Genomic DNA, 19,956 nt, shown 5'->3' with positions numbered 1-19,956 from the left:
ATTTTAACAAGGACAGTACCATGACAACGGACAGTAATACTCAAGACAATTGCATCACCTATGACACAGACGGCTACGTCTGCCTAATAGGGCTAAATCGCGCTAACAAACGCAACGCCTTTGACAGTCATATGATCACTCAGCTCTCTGAAGCCATGAGCCGATATGAAAACGATGATCATTTACGCTGTGCGCTTATCTTCGCCCATGGCGATCACTTTACCGCTGGGCTAGATTTGGTTGAGCTACAAGACAAGCTAAACGACGGTGTGTTTGAGTTTGATGACAATCAAATTGATCCTTGGGGTATCAGTGGAAAGCTACGTACCAAGCCAGTAGTGGTCGCGGTAAAAGGCACGTGCTTTACCGTGGCTATCGAGTTGATGCTCAATTGTGATGTGGTCATCGCAAGCGACAACTGTAACTTTGCTCAAATGGAAGTCCAGCGCGGCATCATGCCATTTGGCGGGGCGACGGTACGCTTTGTCACGGCGGCAGGTTGGCAAAAAGCCATGCCATATCTACTCACGGGTAAAGCCTTCGATGCGCAAACGGCTGATCGACTGAACTTGGTCAGTGAAGTGGTGGCAAATGGGTCTGAATACGAGCGCGCATTGACGCTGGCACAAGAGATCAGCAAAGCTGCGCCGCTGGGCGTTAGAGGCGCGCTATCTTCCGCGCAAGATGCGAGCCGCAATGGTGCCGCGACGGCACTGGCTAATATCCATAGTTATCTGCCGCCACTCTTTCATTCAGAAGATGCAAAAGAGGGCGTGATGGCGATGGTTGAGAGAAGGGAGGCTGAGTTTACTGGTAAATAGTTTTTAACCATATTAAAAAGCAGTACGCCTCGTGATAAGTATTTAAACCTGCCGTAACAGTGTTGTTCCTAGCAACTACTGATATTGCAGGTTTTTCACGAGGTACGAACTATACCTCACCCAAATCTTCCAAATCCACATACTCTTTTTTACCATGTATCTTATACATCTTACGATTAATATCGGGATATAGGGTGATGTCAATCGGTGGTCGGCTGCCGCCCATCAAATAAGTGGCATCGGCATCGCTATCATTGCGCATCGAGTGCGCCGCACCATGCGCAGGGAACGCCGCAAAGTCGCCAGCCTTTAGCTGATACTGCTCATCACCATAGCGCAGTGACAGCTCACCTGACAGCACATAAATGAACTCATCTGACTCTTCATGATTGTGATGGGTCGTTGTCTCATCGCCTGCCTCAACGCGCACCAGGTGCAAGCCAAATTTCGTCAGACCGGCAATATCACTGAGCGACACTGTATGGCGAATAGCGTGTTCGTTAAACTGGTGGACATGCTTGGTCTCGGCGGTGTTATCGATATCGGATTTGGTTAAGACATATGTTTGCGTATCCTTACGTGGCTTTTGTTCTGTCGTCATCATCAGTCTCCATGATTTTTATTTTGAGTTCACAAAGTTATTATCTAATAGTATTAGGTTGCAAAAAGTACAAAGTAGGCATGATTTTGTTAATGTCATCGCGCGTTTGTCTAATTCTCACAAAGCAATTGGTGATGATGCGATTCCTGTTGTACTCTAAGCCATTATCTTTAGATTTAGGAGCATGCAGGTGTCATATAACTTTGATGAAGTCGTCGACAGACGGGATACAGGGTCGCTCAAATGGCATTATAGCGACGATACGATTCCGCTATGGGTGGCAGATATGGATTTCAAAGCTGCCCCGCCTATCTTAAACGCGATCGAGCAAGCCGTGCAGCATGGCATACTGGGTTATACCAAACCTACCAAAGCGCTGTATGACGCAATTATCAATTGGCACGGTAGTCGCTATGATTTGGCGCTTAATCAAGAAAATATATTGTTCTCACCAGGTGTGGTGCCAAGCCTAGCGCTAATGATGAATGTCTTCACCGATATAGGGGATGCGGTACTGGTCAACGCTCCGATCTATACGCCATTTATGAGTAAGGTTGAGCAAAATGGGCGCACGCTCATTACTTCCTCACTACAAGAGAGCGAAGACAAATATCGTTTGAATTTGGTCGATATCGAAGCCAAGATTATCGAGCATAATGTGAAGCTATATTTACTCTGTAATCCGCATAATCCGGGCGGGCGTGTGTGGACACCTGATGAATTGAACGCACTGCTTACCATTTGCAAAAAGCATGATGTGGCGATTGTCAGTGATGAGATTCACCAAGACTTGACCCTGAGTGGGCATACTTTTACACCGTTTTTAACGCTAGCGGCAGGGTATGAGCATAAGGTGGTGAGCCTAACCTCTATGACCAAAACCTTTAATATCGCTGGTATCAAAGGCTCAATGATCTTTGCTAAGGATGCAGCATTAATCCAAAAAATCAGCCAGCAGCAGCAGCTAAACGACGAGTACGAACTGAATTTATTTGCATACACAGCGATGCGTAGTGCGTATAGCGAGGGCAGTGAATGGTTGTCACAGGCGCTGGAATATATTGAGGGTAACATTAATTTAACCATGCAGTATTTCGCTGAGCACTTGCCTAAGATCAAGGTCATGCGTCCAGAAGCGTCCTATTTGATCTGGCTAGATTGCGCAGCCTATAGTCAAGACGATCAACAACTTTATAATGCGCTGCGTGCAGCAAGAGTGGAGCTCAATGCCGGAATTAAATATGGTGAGGAAGGGCACTCAAAAATGCGCCTTAACGTGGCTTGTCCTCGAGCGGTGTTGGTAGAGGGATTAAACCGCATCCATCACGCTTTTAGTACTATATAGCTTCTATATATAAAAGCTACATACAGAAGCTATTATCAAATGATTTGCTCATAAGTTTCGTCATAGTGAGATATAAAAAACCCCGCAATAGCGGGGTTTTTGCTGTTCATAGCATGACTAATAGTTGTTAGGATTACTGAGCTGCTTTGTAATAATCAACAAGCATGGTACCTAACGTGCCGTTCTCATCAATCGTTACGATACTGACTTGACCTGTCTGTGAGGCGGTACTTGATTTAACTTGTCCTGCATTACCCAAGACGACTTGATGCTTATTGGTTGCTTTGACGCCGTTACCAATAGCAATGCTGTTCAGACCGCTAGCAACCGAGATATTACCGATAGCAATAGACGCCTCACCCTGTGCCGCAGCGGCTTCACCAACTGCTGTTGCACGTATGCCACTAGCATTGGCTAGGTGACCAAATGCTTGTGCTCGCTCGCCCGTGGCTTTTGACTGCCAACCGATAGAGGTGGAGCCCAGACCTGCTGCATTGGCTTCGCCGCCGACCGCTGTGGCAGAGTTCATACCAGCATTTGCTTTGTTACCGACCGCGACAGTGTCGTTAGTTCCACCAGCCATTGCAGCTTCACCGACTGCCGTTGCGCGTACACCGCTAGCATTGGCTAGGTGACCAAATGCTTGCGCTCGCTCAGCAGTGGCTTTTGATTGCCAACCGATAGAGGTAGATCCTAGACCTGCTGCATTGGCTTGACCACCGACCGCTGTGGCAGAGTTCATGCCAGCATTGGCTTTGCTACCGATAGCGACAGTATCGTTAGTACCGCCAGCAGTTGCTGCGCTACCACAGGCAATGGCAGACTTGACGTTGCTAGTAGCACCCATAATGGTTTGGGTATTGGCATCATTTATCTGACATTCGGCTGCCATCACAGCGGTAGTGCTCAAAGATGCTGCCGCAACTGCTAGGGCAAGGGTACTGATCTTTCGTACTGAGTAAGATGAGACTGCAATTTTCATAATTTTTTCCTCTGTTAAAATAGTTAAAGACTTCCTAGTTGTTTTAATTGAACCGTAAACACGTCTCTGTGAAACGAATTTTTATTTATATTGAGTAAACCTCTAACGCTAAAAGATATCTACCTCGCTATGTTCAAATACGCATGAAGACGAGGTAGATATCCGTGTATTGACTAGCCTGTACATCGATTAATAGATGAGCCAGTGGCTAAGCGAAAATCATCAAGCGAAAATCACTAAGCAACACTTACCAAGCAAAGGTTACCCCGCCGCGTGCGCCTACTTTACCCGTGTCAGTACCGAAGCCTGCACCAGTTGAGATAGTGATACTGTCACTGACTCGACCAGCGAATGAGGCGCTGATGGCTGAGCTGCTATTGTAATAACCCGTACCGATAGTCATGGCGTAACGCTTACCTGAAGGGATAACTGGGGTTTCCATCGATAGAGCCATCGCAATACCATCTTCTGCTTCATCTAAGCGGTCTTCTTGACGGTTATATTGACTACGCAAGTCGTTGAATTGTTTTGATGTTGCTAGTGACTCCATATTAAGGGTACCTAGCGTACCACTTGCATCCGCTGTCACAATATTGGTTACGCCAGATTGTGATAGAGTGCTCTCTTGCAGTTGGTTTGTGCTACCTAAGACGATTTGGTTGTCGTTTGCCGCTGCAGCACCATTACCAATAGCGATACCGTTTGAGCCACTAGCAGATGACTGATTACCAAGTGCTACTGATCCTGAACCTTGTGCTTGCGCAGCTTCACCCACGGCAGTAGAGCGTTCGCCAGTTGCAGATGCTAAATGACCAAAAGCCTGTGCACGAACGCCACTAGCGGTTGACTGCCAACCGATTGCGGTCGCCCCCGCTTGCGTTGCTTGGGCTTGCGCGCCGATAGCAGTAGAAGAGGTACCAGAAGCGGTCGTTTGACGCTCGCCGCTTCTATCGCCGCCAACCGCTACACCATCAAGACCTGAGGCGACTGAGTTATTACCGATAGCAATCGCATTGTCTGATTCAGCACTAGCATCTTCACCTACAGCAAGCGAGCGTACGCCAGAAGCACTGGCTAGATGACCAAAAGCCTGCGCCCTCTCTGCGGTAGCCGTTGCGCGCCAACCGACCGCGGTCGCACCTGCAGTCTCACCCGTAGAAGTTAGAGAGCCTGCGTTTAAGTCTGTACCTTCAGCCACTGTTCCAGTAAAGGCCTCACCGCCTAGTACAGTCGTCGAATTACCATTGGCTTGAGTTTTGTTACCGATAGCTACGGTATCATTAGCGCCGCCAGCAAAAGCATCTTCACCGACTGCGGTAGAACGAACACCAGTAGCACTGGCTAAATGACCGACTGCGGTCGCTCTCTCTGCCGTAGCCGTTGCACGCCAACCGAGGGCAGTCGCACCTGGAGTCTCACCTGTAGAAGTTAGAGCACCTGCATTTAAATCTGTATCATCCGCCACTGTTCCAGTAAAGGCCTCACCGCCTAGTACAGTCGTCGAATTACCATTGGCCTGCGTCAAGTTGCCGACAGCCACAGTATCATTGGTTCCACCAGCAAAAGCCGCTTCACCAACTGCTGTAGAGCGTACACCGTTTGCTTGAGCCAAATGACCGAAAGCTTGCGCACGCTCAGCATTTGCACCCGATTGCCAACCGATAGCAGTGGCACCAGGGCCAGTTGCCACTGATTCGCCACCAACCGCTGTCGTAGAGTTGCCTTGCGCGCTAGCACCAGCACCGATTGCCACAGCATCATTACCATTAGCATTTGAGCCAACACCATCTTCGTCTAAATCACCGTCATTGTTGACGTCATTATTACCACCAATGGCGATAGCACCATTACCTGTAGCCGTGGCATCTTCACCGACAGCAACTGACTGAACACCGATTGCAGAGGTCTGATGACCTAGTGCGGTTGATCGATTGCCTGCAGTAATCGCTTGCCAGCCGATAGCCGTTGCACCGGCACCATTTGCCTCTGACTCACCGCCAACTGCTGTGGTAGAGTTGCCAGTTGCTGTAGAGTCTGTACCAACAGCAAGTGCATCCACACCTGTTGCAGCCGCATTGACACCACACTCTAGAGCGGTGGCATCAGCGCCTGCATTACAGTCTGGCGTTGCGTCAGCAAAAGCAGAAACCGAAGTCAATGTTGCTGCAGCAACTGCTAAAGTGAGTGAGCTAAGCTTGAGTGCTGAGCGCTTTGAGAAGTCCTTTTCCATAATCTTATTCCTTTGATAAAAGCTTCGCGAGCTTTGTAGTTGGTACGGCAGGTGTGGGTAAAGGTGTATCAAACCCTGGATATATAGGGCGGTTATCTAAATGATTTAATGATTTATTGTCTCTGTGATAGTAAGAACCTCTTAACAATGTACACGTCCTAGCAACAAAAATCGACTAATATTTCGCTATTGTTTGAATATATTTTTTATTGGATAGCAGTGCTTTATCGTCATTTAAGGATAGGTGTTAAGTGGGTGTAGTCGTTGTACTCTTGAGAAGATTTATAGCTAAAACATACTGACTAAAGAGCCACTATAAAAAGTAAGAGTTGTTATATAGATATGATGCTGTAGCAAGTGAAAAGTCAGGAAAGTCTTAAACATACAACAATACGATTGAAAAATAATAGGATGGCAGAGGACAAGGTCGTTTAAATGACAGGATTGAATGTTTTTTCTAAAGAAAATGATTGAATAGTGAAATATTGCGGAGGAAGTAACCCTTATGAGGCGTAAACTTGTTAAAATAGGGCACCAATTTATCTATTGATGGACATCGATTTATGACCACTGCCGCTGCCACTCCTACAATCAAAGAAGACCGCATCTTAATTCTCGATTTTGGCTCGCAATACAGTCAGTTAATCGCCCGCCGTGTGCGCGATTCTGGAGTGTTTTGTGAGATGTTCCCTTATGATATCGACACTCAGCGCATCATCGATTTTGGCGCAAAAGGCGTCATCTTATCGGGTGGTCCTGAGAGCGTTCATGCTGAAAACAGCCCACGTATCAACGATGCAGTATTTGAGCTAGGCGTGCCCGTATTAGGTATCTGCTACGGTATGCAGGCGATGGCGGATCGTTTCGGCGGGCAGGTTCATGCCAGTGATATTCATGAGTTTGGAGCCGCGACCATTGATGTCACTGGTCATTCGCAGCTGACTGATGGTATCGAAGACAGCAAGACTGACGGCGCGGCTGCTAAGCTAAACGTTTGGATGAGCCATGGTGACAAAGTCATCGAAGCGCCTGAAGGCTTTGACATCGTCGCTAGTACGCCAAGCTGCCCGATTGCAATCATGGCCAATGATGACAAGCAATACTACGGCTTACAGTTCCACCCAGAAGTCACGCATACGCTACAAGGTCAAGCGCTACTCGGTCGTTTCGTGCATCAAATCTGCGAGTGTGCTGGTGAGTGGACGCCAGACAATATCGCTGATATGCGTATCGCACAGCTAAAAGAGCAAATCGGTGACAAGCAGGTATTGCTAGGTCTATCGGGCGGTGTCGACAGTTCAGTCGTTGCCGCGCTATTGCACAAAGCAATTGGTGATCAGCTGACCTGTGTGTTCGTTGATAACGGTCTATTGCGTCTGCACGAAGGCGACCAAGTGATGCAAATCTTTGCCGAAAACATGGGTGTAAAAGTCATCCGCGTCGATGCCGAAGATTTGTTCTTAGATGCGCTAGCAGGCGAGTCTGATCCAGAGAAAAAACGCAAAATCATCGGCAAGACGTTCATTGACGTATTCGCTGATAGCGCGCGTCAAGTAAGCGAGCAGAGCGATGGTAAAGTCGTTGAGTTCTTGGCACAGGGTACGATTTACCCAGACGTGATCGAATCTGCTAAGTCGCATCAAGGCAAAGCCCACGTGATTAAGAGCCATCATAACGTTGGCGGTTTGCCAGATGATTTGGCATTTAAACTGATTGAGCCATTACGTGATTTGTTCAAAGACGAAGTGCGTAAGCTTGGTATTACGCTAGGGTTACCTGCCAAAATGATCTATCGTCATCCGTTCCCAGGTCCAGGTTTGGGTGTACGTATCCTTGGTGAAGTTAAGAAAGAATACGCCGACGTGCTGCGTTTGGCAGATGCTATCTTTATGCAAGAGCTTGAGCGTTCAGGCTGGTATGACAAAACGGCACAGGCATTTGCCGTATTCCAACCTATCAAATCTGTCGGCGTGGTCGGTGATGGCCGCCGCTATGCGTGGGTCATCGCGCTACGTGCGGTTGAGACGGTAGACTTTATGACCGCTCGCTTTGCACATCTGCCGTATGATTTGATCGAGACGGTATCGAACCGCATCATGAATGAAATCGCTGACGTATCACGCGTGACTTATGATGTGTCGAGCAAGCCACCTGCAACGATTGAGTGGGAATAATTCGTTTACGTATTCTAAACGGCAACGGTGTTAACCTCGCTAGATGTACAAATACGTACTATCTGCGCTCGGTTGCCTTGTTACCATCTTAGATTACGTAAACTTATCTAATAGCTTTTCAACTCAAATTTTTTGAATTGATATACAGCTTGTCGTCAATAAAAAAACACTCAACTTTGTTGGGTGTTTTTTTGGTTGTTACAAGTACCTTATTGGTTTAGATTAGCTTCGATAGCAATAACTGTATCCATTAATTTACTGTTAAATTCTAAATGATCTAGAGAGTAGTGAGCTTTTCGATGACATATAGGGCACAACGCGATAACGTTTTGAGGTAAGTCTGCCCCACCGTCTGCCAACCTAGTTAAGTGATGGACTTCAAGGTAAGGTCCAGACTTAGTTTCAAATGGAGCTATTTTGTTACACCCTTCGCATATGCCATTAGCTCTTTTCTTAGCATAAAGTTTAATTGCTCTACTACGGTTTTGGATAGACTGAATTTTTTCTTGTGTACTTCCTTGGGTTGGCGTTGAACTTAAAGCAATCTCTCGTAATTTTTGTAATGACTGGCCTTTGCTAGGCTTAGTAATGTACATCGCTTTAGGTGATTCAACTAATTTGGAAGTTAGAGTGTGAGCTGCATCAATATTTCGATTGTTGACTATATCTAGATGGAAAACGATAGCCTCGCGAAGATTACCATTTCTATCTGGCCGCTCTTCAATATGATGAAAAACATAATTGCACGTTCCTAGAAGCCGTACATAACCTCGTGATGTAGATTCAAAGAGTAGGATTTCTTTATTGTTTTTTTGATGATCGCGAATAGCTAAATTGCCTTTAGACATTTTCATGTCACCCTCTTGTCCTTCTCCTGTGTATTTAAAGGTACCGTTAGGATCGAAATCGTCAATATATCCATACTCGCTACCAGAATCACCTGTAAATATAAATATATATGGATGAGCGGCAGGAGTAGCTATACCACCATATTGTTGGCCCTTATATCTACCGTGTATATCAGCACGCCTATTATAAATTTCTCCTATCTCAAACAATTTAACTTCCTTATTACTAATATTCTATGAAGATATTATAGTAAACTTAAGTTTGTTAAAGTCAATTCATGTTTTTCGATTTTTTATCCTAAGTTTCAACATGAATGAGTTGTCCATTGTCTATATGCCAAAAAAAGCGGTGCTCTTTTAGATAAAGAGCACCACTACTATTTATAGAATTCAATCTTAAAATGAAACCTAACCCTTCACATTCACCACATAACGCCCAACCACTTTGCTCGACATAAAGCGATCTAGGTATTCTGGCGTTTGCTCCAGTGTGATTTCTTCACCATAGCTCTCAAGGTTAGGCAGTTTCATATCGGTTGCGACACGCTGCCAAATCGCTTCTTTATCAGCCAGTGGGATATAAACCGAGTCGATACCCAATAGTGACACTGCACGAGTGATAAACGGCATGACCGTCATGGAGAACTCAGCACCACCTGCTAGACCACAATTGGTCACTGCGCCGCCCGCTTTAGTCTGCTTGAGCAAGTTAGATAGATACTCACCGCCGAGGGTATCGATAGCGTTTGCCCATAGCTCACGGCCGACAGGTTTGTTACCGATTTCGTTGATGGTATCGCGATGACGGACTTCGCTTGCACCCACTGCTTTTAGATGATCGCTCTGCTCTGGCTTACCTGAGAATGCAATCACGTCATAGCCGAGCTGCTTTAGGATTGCGATACTGATCGTACCGACGCCACCTGTTGCCCCAGTGACAGCGACTGGACCATCACTTGGTTTTGCGCCCATTTTCTCTAGTTTTTGTACACTGAGTGCTGCGGTCAGTCCGCCAGTGCCATAGGTCATCGCTTCTTTTAGCGTCAGCGTCTCTGGACACGCCAGCGCCCAATCTGCTGGTATCGAGATCATTTGACCCAGACCACCATCGGTATCCATACCGAGATCATAGCCGAATACCAATACTTCGTGCCCTGCGCTAAACGTGCCTGACTTGTCACTGACGACCACGCCCGCTGCATCGATACCAGGCGTATGCGGATACTCTCTGGTGATTCGCTTGTTGCCTGACGCTGACATTGCATCTTTGAAGTTCAATGACGAGTAGTGCACTTCGATGAGTAGGTCGTTCTCTGGTAGGTCGCTGACACTACGTTCTTGGATACTTTTTTTGAATTCACCATCCTCGGTTTCTTCGACGACGAGTGCTTTGAATGTTGTGTTGTTTGACATAGTTATATCCTTATTCGGTTTTATTATGGGTACTTATTGATGATGTAGCGACTATACTAGCGCCGCACTATGGTTAGAGACGTCTGGTCAAAACAAAAAAGCCCACAGTATTATCTGACGAGTAATACGAGCGGGCTCTTTTGGATGTCATGTTACCTCTCTAGAGGACAGTCATTGTAAGGGTAATATATTGCTTACGGTTTTAAAATAACCTTACCTTTTTTGCTTGATTGTACTTTTCCAGAGACGGCAGTTGTGATGTCATCCAGACTATAGATGGCTTCGATAGGGAGTTTTAGGTCGCCATTAGAAGCGCGCTCTAGTAGCTCATCGATCAGACGTTGTTTGTTATCGAGATCCATTTCTTGACTGGTTTTGCTGCCCCAGAACCCTTTTACCACCGCTTGTTTAAAGATGAGGCTACCAGCGTCTAGTGCCATTGGCTTGCCTGACATGATACCAAATGAGACCAGCGTGCCTTTGCTACCCAGTAGTGATAGTAGCTCATTGCTTGACTCACCACCGACCGAATCAACGGCTGCGGTAATCTTGTCATCACCGATGATGGCGCGAACTTGGTCTTTCCAGTCGTCATAAGCGGTGACGACGTTGTTTTTGATATCAAGTGCAGTCAGCTCTTCGAGCGAGTCTTTACTACGCACCAGATTGATGGTATTCACGCCGCGCGCAGCAGCGAGCATGGCTAGTGTCTTACCGACTGCGCCATTTGCAGCGTTATGAATAATCCATTGACCGCTATCGACTTCTAAGAACTCTAATAGCATCAAGGCAGACAATGGCATAGCGATCAGCTGGGCTGCTAGCTCGTCTTTGATATTGTCAGGAATGACAAATACCATATCGGCAGGGGCGACAAAATACTCGGCCCATGTCTCATGCACACTAGCACACGCTACTCGCTGACCGACACTGAGTTCTGTGACGTCTTCGCCGACAGCATCGATAATACCGAGCGCTTCACTACCACCGATGGCTGGCATCTCAGGCTTATAGCCGTATTGACCGCTGACGGTTAGCAGGTCATGGTTGTGAATAGGGGAGAGAATGGTTTTGATGCGGACTTCGTTGGCAGCAGGCTGCGGCATGGGACTATCGCCCACGCTTAAGACGTCAGAGGGTTTACCAAAACTGTTATGAATAGCACTACGCATGATGATTTCCTTTGCTTATTTATGATTTTATTTATAAGTATATTAAGAGTCTGAATAACCAGCTAAAACATGTTGTTATCAAGGTTATTCACTAATATTTTTTATTCGAGTGAAAACAATACCACGATAATGATAAATATAGGCTATCGATTCACAAAGATACTATACTTGAAAAAGGATACTATACTTAAAAATAGACTGGTCGTCTAGACGGCGGATACATTCGTGCTAAATGGATTTTATTGTAGAAAGCTTGGCTTACATCGGTAATATTTTTGTCTGCTGCCTAAGTGCTCTAATAAAACTCAATACGACTGAGTACATGCTCTTGTATCATATAGGCACAGATATACGCGCTCGGCCACGCAAAGATAAAGGCCAATCCCCAAGAGTGCATCAATTCTGCAAAAAAGCCATCAACGTAGCCTACTTTTACCAATAATAGCGCTGACGAGATAATAAGTGACATCATCATCGCCATGAGACCTGTAAAAATAAGGCGATAGAGCTTGCGGCGGATGCGTATTCTGATAGTGGGGAAGTTTGTCATAGTGTTCGGTGTCCTACAGGATGGTAGCAAATAGCGACGCTCAGCCTATGATGCTGGCGTATGGTATACATCTATGGTAATTAACAAACGTAGCCGACAGGATGGTTGGCTACGAGCGCACATGATACGCCTCAAAAATGAATAGGTAAAATCGTTATTATTAATGGTGATAATCGTTGTATATTGATCACAAGAGTTTTGTTTTGAGCAAAATAGCATTGGTGTAAACGCGCACACTATATATAGCCAGCGTTGTTACGATAATTGGCGATGAGCCAGACGATAAAGTACCTAGGAGAGTGGCATGGCAGATCAACAACAGCGAGACTTTGAACAACGAACATTGGGCATCATCGGCGGTATGAGCTGGGAGAGCACCGAGAGCTACTATCGCCTGATTAATGAAGGCATCAAACATCAGCTTGGCGGACTACATTCAGCAGACTTGATGATCCATAGCGTGGATTTTGCCACGATCAATGAGTTACAAGAGCAAGGCCAATGGGACGAGCTGGGCGCGATAATGGCTAGTAGTGCTCAGCGTTTGCAAGCAGCTGGCGTGCAAGGAATCATGATCGCCTCCAATACGATGCATAAATTGTTTGATAACGTAGCAGCCGTCACTTCCCTGCCGTTGATTCATATCGCTGATGCGACTATCGAGGCTATCAAAAAGCAAAACCTGACCACAGTAGCACTACTCGGTACGCAGTTTACAATGACTCAGGACTTTTATAAGCAGCGCCTGATCGATGCAGGCTTGCAAGTGCTGATACCAGAGCAGGATGCAAGAGTAGAGGTACACCGTATTATCAAAAACGAGCTGTGCGTCGGTGAGTTTAAAGACAGCTCACGAGAATATTATCGCCAAGTGATTAAGGACTTGGCAGCGCAAGGAGCAGAGGGCGTAATATTAGGCTGTACTGAGATTGGTCTACTTATCAAAGAAACCGATAGCCCGATTTCTGTATTTGATACTACTGCTATTCATGCTGCGACTGCGGTAGAGTTTTTGTTAAATCAATAAAGGCAGTTAAAAAGGCTAGAGCACAAAAGGGTGGCATAAATAGGTGTTGTGCGACTCATTTACCGATAACTAATAAGGATGTTTTGATGTCATTGATGCGTATATGTTTTCCTCTTTTCTTGGCTTTGTCTGTTGCCAGTTGTACAACGCCTAATAGTTTCACCGTTGCCACAACCCAAAAAATCATCCAACACGAGCGCAATAAATCCGATCTGACCACTAAGGTGTTTACACTGGCGTCAGGTGAGCAGCTGACGTATGCCGAAAACAACAATACCACTGCTGAGCCTTTATTATTGATTCATGGGTTTGGTAGCAACAAAGACAGCTTTACGCGTGTTGCAAGCGAGCTTGGAGACTATCATCTTATTATCCCAGATCTACTAGGATTTGGTGACTCAAGCAAGCCCGATAGCGCAGACTATCGCGCAGATGCACAGGCGCAGCGCTTACATGAGTTGATGCAAGCGAAGGGCACCGCTTCCAACCTTCATCTAGGTGGTAACTCTATGGGCGGTGCTATCAGCGTGGCATATGCAGCAAAGTATCCAAACGATATCAAAAGTCTTTGGCTCATCGATAGTGCAGGATTCTGGTCAGCAGGTGTCCCAAAATCACTGGAAAATGCCACACTTGAGAACAACCCACTATTGATCAATAAGACAGAAGATTTCTACAAGCTGTATGAGTTTGTCATGTATAAACCGCCTTATCTGCCCAAAACGGTGCAAGCAGTCTTTGCCCAAGAGCGTATTGAAAACAAAGCGCTACATGCCAACATTCTTGAGCAAATCGTGGTAGACAATGTCGAGGCACGCGCCGCAGTCGTCGCAAACTATAATATTCCAACGCTAGTCGTTTGGGGCCAAGAAGACCGAGTCATCAAGCCTGAAACCACAGAATTGATCAAAGAAATCATCCCGCAGGCGCAAATTATTATGATGCCTAAGGTTGGTCATGTGCCGATGGTCGAGGCGGTAGATCAGACGGCTGAGGATTATAAAGGGTTTCGAGAGGGGCTTAAAAGTGAGTAACTCTATAGCTGTTTTACCAACCGCCCAAGCAGATCAAGCGTGCTTTCTTGTTTGACTAAAGCTACCCCTTGTCCTGCCCATAATGATAGATGTTCTGCATCAAGATTATGAGCAGCATGCGCGCGCATAGACTTAGTCATAGCATTGAGTTGCGGGTAGGGTGGTAGCACATCCGTGCTTTCAAATTGAGCAAAATCACGTAGATAATCGTTCAATAAACCACGAGCGAGCTTACCTGAAAACAAACGAGTTAAGCGTGTTTCTGAGCTACGTCTGCTGTGACTGGCATCGAGTAAGGCTTGTTTATAGGTGTCGTTAATACCGCATTGATCTGTGGTCAAAAACGCTGTTCCCAGTTGCGCAAGCTCAGCACCAGCGGCTTGTACTGCCTTGATATCTTGTGCTGTCATGACGCCACCTGCTGCAATCAATGGAATCTCTATGCATGCGCGCGTTTGGCTAATCAGTGTCAGCAATCCCAAAGGATCGGTTTCGCTTTGTGGCAACCAGCCACCGCGATGACCGCCAGCTTCCGCCCCTTGTACACAGACCGCATCAGCACCAATCTCGCTCCAGGCTTTGGCTTCTAATGGATGATTGGCAGTGCCGATGACGCGTGTGCCGAAACTTTGCAGACGCTGAACTTGCTCAGCACTGATAATGCCAAAGGTAAAACTGGCAACGGGAACGGGATTGTCATAGAGCACTTTTAGCTGCTCTGCGAAATTCTGAGCGGGGCGTTCAGGTAACTCGGCGACTATGCCATTCTCTTGATAGTACTGATTCAGCCAAAGTGGCATAGCGGTATCAAAGTTGCTCGACTCGTGCTCAGACAATACCATGAGATTGATCATAAACGGACGGTCGGTGAGCGATTTAATGGTATCAATTTGGCTGGTCAAAACATTTGGCACAGTCATACCAGATCCTAGTGAACCCAGTCCACCAAAGTTACTGACCGTCGCTGCCAGTTCAGGTGTGGTTGCTCCTGCCATGGGTGCTTGGATGATCGGGTAGGTGATATTAAGCGTATCGAGCAAGCTCATGAATGGTTCCTTTTTATTAGGATATTTGCATGACTTACTTTAACAGAGCTGGGCGAACAGTATGTGAGATAGTGTTTATTTAGTTGCTAAATAGGGTGGTGGGTTTTGGCTACAGTTTTGTAGTTAAAATAGTTAGCTATGGATTTGTAGTTAAAAGTTTTTACCTATTGCACTATACAACCTTAATTAGCAATGAAATAAGGAAGCCTATAAAAATCAAGGCATTCAGATATTCCACGGTGTATTCTTGATTAGCAATGTAATGAAAATTATCTAGGCCCAAGAAGGAATATAACGAGCATACCTTTTTGATTCAGGAGCATTAGGGTCAAGTTTGATTAGATTTTGCTCGACACAGTTATTGATTGTTTGTGATACTGAGTTACTACTTGCAGAAGAAATACCAAAACGCTCCCTTAAAGACTGGTTTGTCATCTGTTTTCTTAATACATATTGTAGGGCACAGTGTTGATAACAAGCTCTAACTCTATCAGAGCCTTCCATATTTTTATAAGCTTTGGGTCCATTGACCTATGCTGTCAAATCTGTAGACATTGACTTGGGAGATTTTAGTTACGCAGCTTGACGATAAAAATCAAACCATACCTGTCTTGGCGTTTTATAGCCCAAACCCTTTTGGATTCTAGTCTGGTTATACTCAAGCTCAATATATTTAATGATGTCATTGATAGCTTCGAATCTCATTTTATAATCCTGATGATACACTAACTCATTTTTCAATATGCCCCAGAAACTCTCTATCGGAGCATTATCAAAGCAATTACCACGTCTGGACATTGAACCCTTAAATTTATGCTTCTTAATGATCTTATGATAGTCATAACTACAGTACTGACTGCCTCTATCAGAATGCACAATCAGCCGTTGGTTGGGTCGTTTGTTCTTGATGGCCATATTGAGTGCACGGCAAACTAAATCTGCTGTCATACGCTTGTGGATAGCATAGCCGACCAGCTCTTTAGTGTAGAGGTCTTTAACACCTGCTAAGTATAGCCAACCCTCATCTGTCCATATGTAAGTGATGTCACTAACCCAAGCTTCGTTAGGACGACTGGTATCAAATTTTTGATCGAGCAGGTTTGGATAAATAAACTTGTTATGGTTTGAGTTGGTGGTAACTTTAAAACGCTTGTGACGACGGCAAACAATGCCGTATTCTTCTTTAATGCGTCTTACCATGTATTGACTGATATGATGGCCTTGCTCTGCAAGATGAGCATGCAATCGCTCACAGCCATAGCGCTGCTTAGTTTCATCATGAGCCACGCGAACCAGCAGCTCACACTGGTTGCGGTGGATCTGCTGATTACTAACACCACGATTTATCCAGTTATAATAGCTTGATGGCTTGACATCTAATACGTGACACATACAAGTGATGCTAAATATTTTCTGGTTATCCTTGATAAAGACGTACCTCATCAACTGTCACTGCGTGCATAGCCCTTCGCCTTGCGTCACTAAAACAGTCTCCCAGACTGTTTCTTAACGTTCCTCATTCGCGAAGTACGCCGTGGCCTTTTTTAGAATATCTCGCTCTTCCTGAGCAACTTTTAGATCACGTTTAAGACGTTTATTCTCTTCTAGTATAGCCATGAGCTCAGGATCATATTCTTTAGTACCAATAAGCTGGCCTTTATCAGCTTTGTTTTGCCAGTTAGATAATGTCTGCATGGCGATGCCAAGCTGCTTTGCAGTCGCTGAAACATTGCCATTATTATCTGCTATCTTTTTAACGGCTTCAGCTTTGAATGCTGCACTATAGGTTCTGATTTTCTTAGTCATGATAAACTCCTCATTGAGTCGTTAGTTTACCAAGTTTGGTTCTACAGTTTTTTCAGCATAGCTCAGATGTTCCACAGATAGTCCTCGGAAGCTTGTCAGTAATGCCAAGTACTAGATGACCACCGCCTTCATTAGCGATGGCTACACAATATTTATAGAGCTTCGTAGAGTCAAATTGGTTCTTCGCTTCTTTAAACTCGATGATTTGTGTTTCTTTAGGTAACAAAAGCCAGAGATTAATTTGTTCAATACCGATAGTCATGTTTTTCTCATAATCACTTTAGTTATATTATCCACTATAACTAGTTTCACTCAAATTATTAACAAGAATTTATAAATAGTAGTTTATGAGTGAAGCTACTGAGACGTTACATACTTTCATAAATAAGAATCTATGAAATAATTTTGTTGTTGGCTAGATTAACATATTCACTAAGATTCAAAGAACAGGTTCAATCCATCGGTAGCCAATAATTGTCTTTGCCACCCTATATTCAATTAATACCCCTTCAATATCTCACTCAAAAAAAATAATAAAAAAGGGAAATTCTATTTAAAGAATTTCCCTTTGAATTTTTAGATTTTCAAACATGCCTTGTTAGCGAAGCTACATCAAATGATTTGATGATTCTTAGTTCAACTGCAACGACCCTTTTGCATTCATCAGCAGCTCAACCACATCATCACCGCTAATCACCTCAAAGCGTTTATCGATCTCAGACTCCTCGACACCGCCATGTTTCATGCAAGCGCCGCAGACCAGTACTTGTCCGCCTTTTTCGATAAAGGCTTCTAGCAATTCACCAGCGGGCTCAAATGGCGCGCCAATATTGACATCGTCTAGCGCATTTGGTTTTGCCAGATGTACCGCATCTACCATGAGTATGACAGTAGCAGAGTGACCTTTTTTGAGTGCTACGCCAGCCATAGTAAAGGCTAGGGTGATCTTGCTTGGGTTTGTCTCGCTATTATCAAATAACGTACCGACAAAATCCGTCATGTTAGCCATATTATTCTCCTTATAGGACTATTTTTAGGTGAGTCAAATATAATACTCACTAGTATCCTAACATTTATTATATGTATTTATATAATGACTTGTTATGGAATAGTAGTCATAAGGTGACTTGTTTGTGACATGCTTTTTCATGGCTTTAACGTGCTTTTAATCAATGTTCAGCAGTGTCATTTCTAGCTAAGTGACAGGCACATTATTCCGTTGGCGGCCACGGACGATCAGCATCACTCTTGATCCATTCAGCCACGTAACCCGTTGGCGGGAGATCCCAATCAGACTGTCCCAATGCTGCCAGTACCTGTGCCGTATCGATCACCCGTCCACCTTTGGTCACACCTGTACGCAGTAATCCAGACGAGCAAGGCTTGCCCTTGACCCACATCGATTGCTCGATATAGAGCCAGCGTGCATCAATACCGACGATTTTGGTCTTTAGCGTGACTTTGTCAAAGGCGCGAATACGCTTACGGTATTGGATAGTACTGCCAGCGATGACCAAACCCCAACGCTGTTTCAGTAGCTGGTTGCCAAGCCCCGTCCGTACCGCAAAGTCCATACGACCCAAGTCATATAGTGTGAACACGCGACCGTTATTCATCTCTAAAAAGTTATCGATATCAGATAAACGGCAGCGAAACTGAATCTCACTGGTATCTTTGAACGTCAGTGTGTCACCCCGTTTTGCTTTTATGGCAGCATGAGCGATGGTGGCGGCATAGCGGATAAATGGATACATAGAACACTCTCAAAAGTTTGTAAACGTTGGCGTTATTATTTTTTCATTGATTATTTATTGTCAGAGACCACATCTTGAGAAGGCTCGCTAATAGAAGCCAAACCAATCCAATTAAAATAAGCACTAACCGTTTCAGGTATCCAGTTAATATCGAATTTCGAAGTCTTAGGCTTTTTATCATTGGTGACAGACGGTTTGCTTTTGGTCTGAGCACTGTCTGAGCGATAGCGCAGATAACCGATATGTCCACCGTGTTTCGTATCCAATATAGTAACGCTATCAGAAACATCGTTTGGCGTCGCGGTAAAGCCAATGAAAGGATCGTCTTTTGCACTAATTAACAGTAGAGGCTTGGTGACGTTGATCAAGTAAGGTAGGGCAGACGAAGAGTGGTAATAGTGATTGTTGGAGCGGTAGCCATGACGGGGTGCGGTAAAGATATCATCGAAGTCGCTGATACGATTGACGGCTTTGATAGCATCAATTTCTTCTTTGGTGATGTCGTTCGCCAACGCTTTTTTGATAATTGGATTGAGCAGATAAGGCGTATAGATACGATGACTCAAAAAGCTGTGCATAGTAATGGCAGCCGATGACATATCGACGGGAGCAGAGATGACCGCCGCGCCTTTGCAAATGGCTTCATCACCATACTCGCCCATATATTTCGCTAGTGCGTTACCACCAAGTGACACGCCAGTCGCATAGATATTGGCATACTGCGCACGTAAGTTCTGTAGCGCGTGATGCACCTCATTGGTATCACCGGCATTATAAAAAACTCGTCCATTAGCTGGAATACCGCCACAACTACGAAAGTGCACCACTACAAAATGCCAGCCTTGCTCGTGCATCTGGTAAGCCAATGCACGAGCATAGTGACTGTCACTGCTACCCTCCATGCCGTGGAATAGGACAATCAACGGCGTTTGCTCAAGTGCTCCATCAGTCGATGGATTTATAGGATGCGCATCATAAAAGTCGTAAGCAATATCGGTTTCACTCAAGGAATCTTGCATCACCACACGGCGATACGTCGGTGCTTTGGGCGCAAAAAACTTAGGCAAGATGCTCTGCAAATGAGGGTTGGTCAGCCAAAATGGCGGCCTAAAGGGAGCTGGAGAAAAAGGTGTGGTCGAGGTGGACATATAAG

General features: G+C 45.2%; 18 protein-coding genes and 1 pseudogene. 5 read left to right on the top strand and 14 right to left on the bottom strand.

Going from position 1 to position 19,956, the window contains the following annotated elements; all coding sequences use genetic code 11:
• Window positions 1-20 precede the first annotated feature (20 nt).
• The gene (locus NJD71_RS04820) at window positions 21-821 is read left to right on the top strand and encodes a crotonase/enoyl-CoA hydratase family protein (RefSeq protein ID WP_319050806.1); all 801 of its coding nucleotides are present in this window, start codon (window positions 21-23) and stop codon (window positions 819-821) included.
• A gap of 109 nt (window positions 822-930) precedes the next feature.
• Here the strand turns inward: NJD71_RS04820 and NJD71_RS04815 are convergent, their stop codons facing one another.
• A complete protein-coding gene (locus NJD71_RS04815) occupies window positions 931-1,422 on the bottom strand; it encodes a cupin domain-containing protein (protein WP_319050805.1) in 492 nt (163 codons plus the stop codon).
• 184 nt (window positions 1,423-1,606) lie between these two features.
• Between NJD71_RS04815 and NJD71_RS04810 the strand changes: the two genes are divergently transcribed.
• Window positions 1,607-2,767 carry a MalY/PatB family protein gene (locus NJD71_RS04810; protein ID WP_319050804.1) on the top strand — a complete coding sequence of 387 codons (1,161 nt, stop codon included), beginning with the start codon at window positions 1,607-1,609 and terminating at the stop codon, window positions 2,765-2,767.
• Window positions 2,768-2,900: 133 nt separating this feature from the next.
• Here the strand turns inward: NJD71_RS04810 and NJD71_RS04805 are convergent, their stop codons facing one another.
• The gene (locus NJD71_RS04805; RefSeq protein ID WP_319050803.1) at window positions 2,901-3,749 is read right to left on the bottom strand and encodes a hypothetical protein; all 849 of its coding nucleotides are present in this window, start codon (window positions 3,747-3,749) and stop codon (window positions 2,901-2,903) included.
• A 247-nt stretch (window positions 3,750-3,996) separates the two neighbouring features.
• Window positions 3,997-5,979 (bottom strand): YadA-like family protein, encoded by a 1,983-nt coding sequence (locus NJD71_RS04800; protein ID WP_319050802.1) that lies wholly within the window; start codon window positions 5,977-5,979, stop codon window positions 3,997-3,999.
• Window positions 5,980-6,542: 563 nt separating this feature from the next.
• Here NJD71_RS04800 and guaA point away from each other — a divergent pair.
• On the top strand, window positions 6,543-8,153 hold the full coding sequence (gene guaA / locus NJD71_RS04795; RefSeq protein ID WP_319050801.1) for a glutamine-hydrolyzing GMP synthase: 1,611 nt from the start codon (window positions 6,543-6,545) through the stop codon (window positions 8,151-8,153).
• Window positions 8,154-8,362: 209 nt separating this feature from the next.
• Here guaA and NJD71_RS04790 read toward each other — a convergent pair whose 3' ends face one another.
• The 4 genes from NJD71_RS04790 to NJD71_RS04775 form a co-directional block, all read right to left on the bottom strand.
• Window positions 8,363-9,211: an HNH endonuclease signature motif containing protein gene (locus NJD71_RS04790; RefSeq protein ID WP_319050800.1), complete on the bottom strand. Its 849-nt coding sequence runs from the start codon at window positions 9,209-9,211 to the stop codon at window positions 8,363-8,365.
• Between the two features lie 198 nt (window positions 9,212-9,409).
• Window positions 9,410-10,414 carry an oxidoreductase gene (locus NJD71_RS04785; RefSeq protein ID WP_319050799.1) on the bottom strand — a complete coding sequence of 335 codons (1,005 nt, stop codon included), beginning with the start codon at window positions 10,412-10,414 and terminating at the stop codon, window positions 9,410-9,412.
• A gap of 194 nt (window positions 10,415-10,608) precedes the next feature.
• Entirely contained in the window at window positions 10,609-11,586 is a 978-nt protein-coding gene (locus NJD71_RS04780; protein ID WP_319050798.1) for a zinc-binding dehydrogenase, read from the bottom strand.
• A 295-nt stretch (window positions 11,587-11,881) separates the two neighbouring features.
• Complete coding sequence (locus NJD71_RS04775) at window positions 11,882-12,136, bottom strand: DUF2798 domain-containing protein (protein WP_319050797.1); 255 nt, start codon at window positions 12,134-12,136, stop codon at window positions 11,882-11,884.
• Between the two features lie 304 nt (window positions 12,137-12,440).
• On the opposite strand from NJD71_RS04775, the gene NJD71_RS04770 reads away from it, so the two are divergent.
• Together NJD71_RS04770 and NJD71_RS04765 are read left to right on the top strand one after the other, a co-directional pair.
• Complete coding sequence (locus tag NJD71_RS04770) at window positions 12,441-13,163, top strand: aspartate/glutamate racemase family protein (protein WP_319050796.1); 723 nt, start codon at window positions 12,441-12,443, stop codon at window positions 13,161-13,163.
• 86 nt (window positions 13,164-13,249) lie between these two features.
• Entirely contained in the window at window positions 13,250-14,197 is a 948-nt protein-coding gene (locus NJD71_RS04765) for an alpha/beta fold hydrolase (protein ID WP_319050795.1), read from the top strand.
• A 2-nt stretch (window positions 14,198-14,199) separates the two neighbouring features.
• Here NJD71_RS04765 and NJD71_RS04760 read toward each other — a convergent pair whose 3' ends face one another.
• The 7 genes and pseudogenes from NJD71_RS04760 to NJD71_RS04730 form a co-directional block, all read right to left on the bottom strand.
• Window positions 14,200-15,243, bottom strand: a complete 1,044-nt coding sequence (locus tag NJD71_RS04760) for an NAD(P)H-dependent flavin oxidoreductase (protein WP_319050794.1) — start codon at window positions 15,241-15,243, stop codon at window positions 14,200-14,202.
• 273 nt (window positions 15,244-15,516) lie between these two features.
• The gene (locus NJD71_RS04755; protein ID WP_319050793.1) at window positions 15,517-15,678 is read right to left on the bottom strand and encodes a hypothetical protein; all 162 of its coding nucleotides are present in this window, start codon (window positions 15,676-15,678) and stop codon (window positions 15,517-15,519) included.
• Between the two features lie 138 nt (window positions 15,679-15,816).
• Window positions 15,817-17,049 (bottom strand): annotated as a pseudogene (locus NJD71_RS04750) (IS3 family transposase).
• A 52-nt stretch (window positions 17,050-17,101) separates the two neighbouring features.
• Window positions 17,102-17,311, bottom strand: coding sequence for an AlbA family DNA-binding domain-containing protein (locus NJD71_RS04745; RefSeq protein ID WP_319050792.1), 210 nt, complete (start codon window positions 17,309-17,311; stop codon window positions 17,102-17,104).
• A gap of 369 nt (window positions 17,312-17,680) precedes the next feature.
• On the bottom strand, window positions 17,681-18,058 hold the full coding sequence (locus NJD71_RS04740; RefSeq protein ID WP_319050791.1) for a DsrE family protein: 378 nt from the start codon (window positions 18,056-18,058) through the stop codon (window positions 17,681-17,683).
• A 202-nt stretch (window positions 18,059-18,260) separates the two neighbouring features.
• Window positions 18,261-18,803: an acyl-CoA thioesterase gene (locus tag NJD71_RS04735; protein ID WP_319050790.1), complete on the bottom strand. Its 543-nt coding sequence runs from the start codon at window positions 18,801-18,803 to the stop codon at window positions 18,261-18,263.
• Between the two features lie 50 nt (window positions 18,804-18,853).
• Window positions 18,854-19,951 carry a YheT family hydrolase gene (locus NJD71_RS04730; RefSeq protein ID WP_319050789.1) on the bottom strand — a complete coding sequence of 366 codons (1,098 nt, stop codon included), beginning with the start codon at window positions 19,949-19,951 and terminating at the stop codon, window positions 18,854-18,856.
• Between the last annotated feature and the right edge of the window lie 5 nt (window positions 19,952-19,956).

Source organism: Psychrobacter sp. PP-21 (assembly GCF_033790785.1).
Lineage (GTDB): Bacteria > Pseudomonadota > Gammaproteobacteria > Pseudomonadales > Moraxellaceae > Psychrobacter.
This window is presented reverse-complemented; position numbering and strand designations above follow the sequence as displayed.

Coding starts and splice junctions, on each gene's coding strand:
- NJD71_RS04730 (WP_319050789.1), bottom strand. CDS start 19,951: ATGTCCACCTCGACCACACCTTTTTCTCCAGCTCCCTTTAGGCCGCCA.
- NJD71_RS04815 (WP_319050805.1), bottom strand. CDS start 1,422: ATGACGACAGAACAAAAGCCACGTAAGGATACGCAAACATATGTCTTA.
- NJD71_RS04805 (WP_319050803.1), bottom strand. CDS start 3,749: ATGAAAATTGCAGTCTCATCTTACTCAGTACGAAAGATCAGTACCCTT.
- NJD71_RS04800 (WP_319050802.1), bottom strand. CDS start 5,979: ATGGAAAAGGACTTCTCAAAGCGCTCAGCACTCAAGCTTAGCTCACTC.
- NJD71_RS04820 (WP_319050806.1), top strand. CDS start 21: ATGACAACGGACAGTAATACTCAAGACAATTGCATCACCTATGACACA.
- NJD71_RS04755 (WP_319050793.1), bottom strand. CDS start 15,678: ATGACAAACCAGTCTTTAAGGGAGCGTTTTGGTATTTCTTCTGCAAGT.
- guaA (WP_319050801.1), top strand. CDS start 6,543: ATGACCACTGCCGCTGCCACTCCTACAATCAAAGAAGACCGCATCTTA.
- NJD71_RS04775 (WP_319050797.1), bottom strand. CDS start 12,136: ATGACAAACTTCCCCACTATCAGAATACGCATCCGCCGCAAGCTCTAT.
- NJD71_RS04760 (WP_319050794.1), bottom strand. CDS start 15,243: ATGAGCTTGCTCGATACGCTTAATATCACCTACCCGATCATCCAAGCA.
- NJD71_RS04785 (WP_319050799.1), bottom strand. CDS start 10,414: ATGTCAAACAACACAACATTCAAAGCACTCGTCGTCGAAGAAACCGAG.
- NJD71_RS04740 (WP_319050791.1), bottom strand. CDS start 18,058: ATGGCTAACATGACGGATTTTGTCGGTACGTTATTTGATAATAGCGAG.
- NJD71_RS04810 (WP_319050804.1), top strand. CDS start 1,607: ATGCAGGTGTCATATAACTTTGATGAAGTCGTCGACAGACGGGATACA.
- NJD71_RS04735 (WP_319050790.1), bottom strand. CDS start 18,803: ATGTATCCATTTATCCGCTATGCCGCCACCATCGCTCATGCTGCCATA.
- NJD71_RS04770 (WP_319050796.1), top strand. CDS start 12,441: ATGGCAGATCAACAACAGCGAGACTTTGAACAACGAACATTGGGCATC.
- NJD71_RS04765 (WP_319050795.1), top strand. CDS start 13,250: ATGTCATTGATGCGTATATGTTTTCCTCTTTTCTTGGCTTTGTCTGTT.
- NJD71_RS04745 (WP_319050792.1), bottom strand. CDS start 17,311: ATGACTATCGGTATTGAACAAATTAATCTCTGGCTTTTGTTACCTAAA.
- NJD71_RS04780 (WP_319050798.1), bottom strand. CDS start 11,586: ATGCGTAGTGCTATTCATAACAGTTTTGGTAAACCCTCTGACGTCTTA.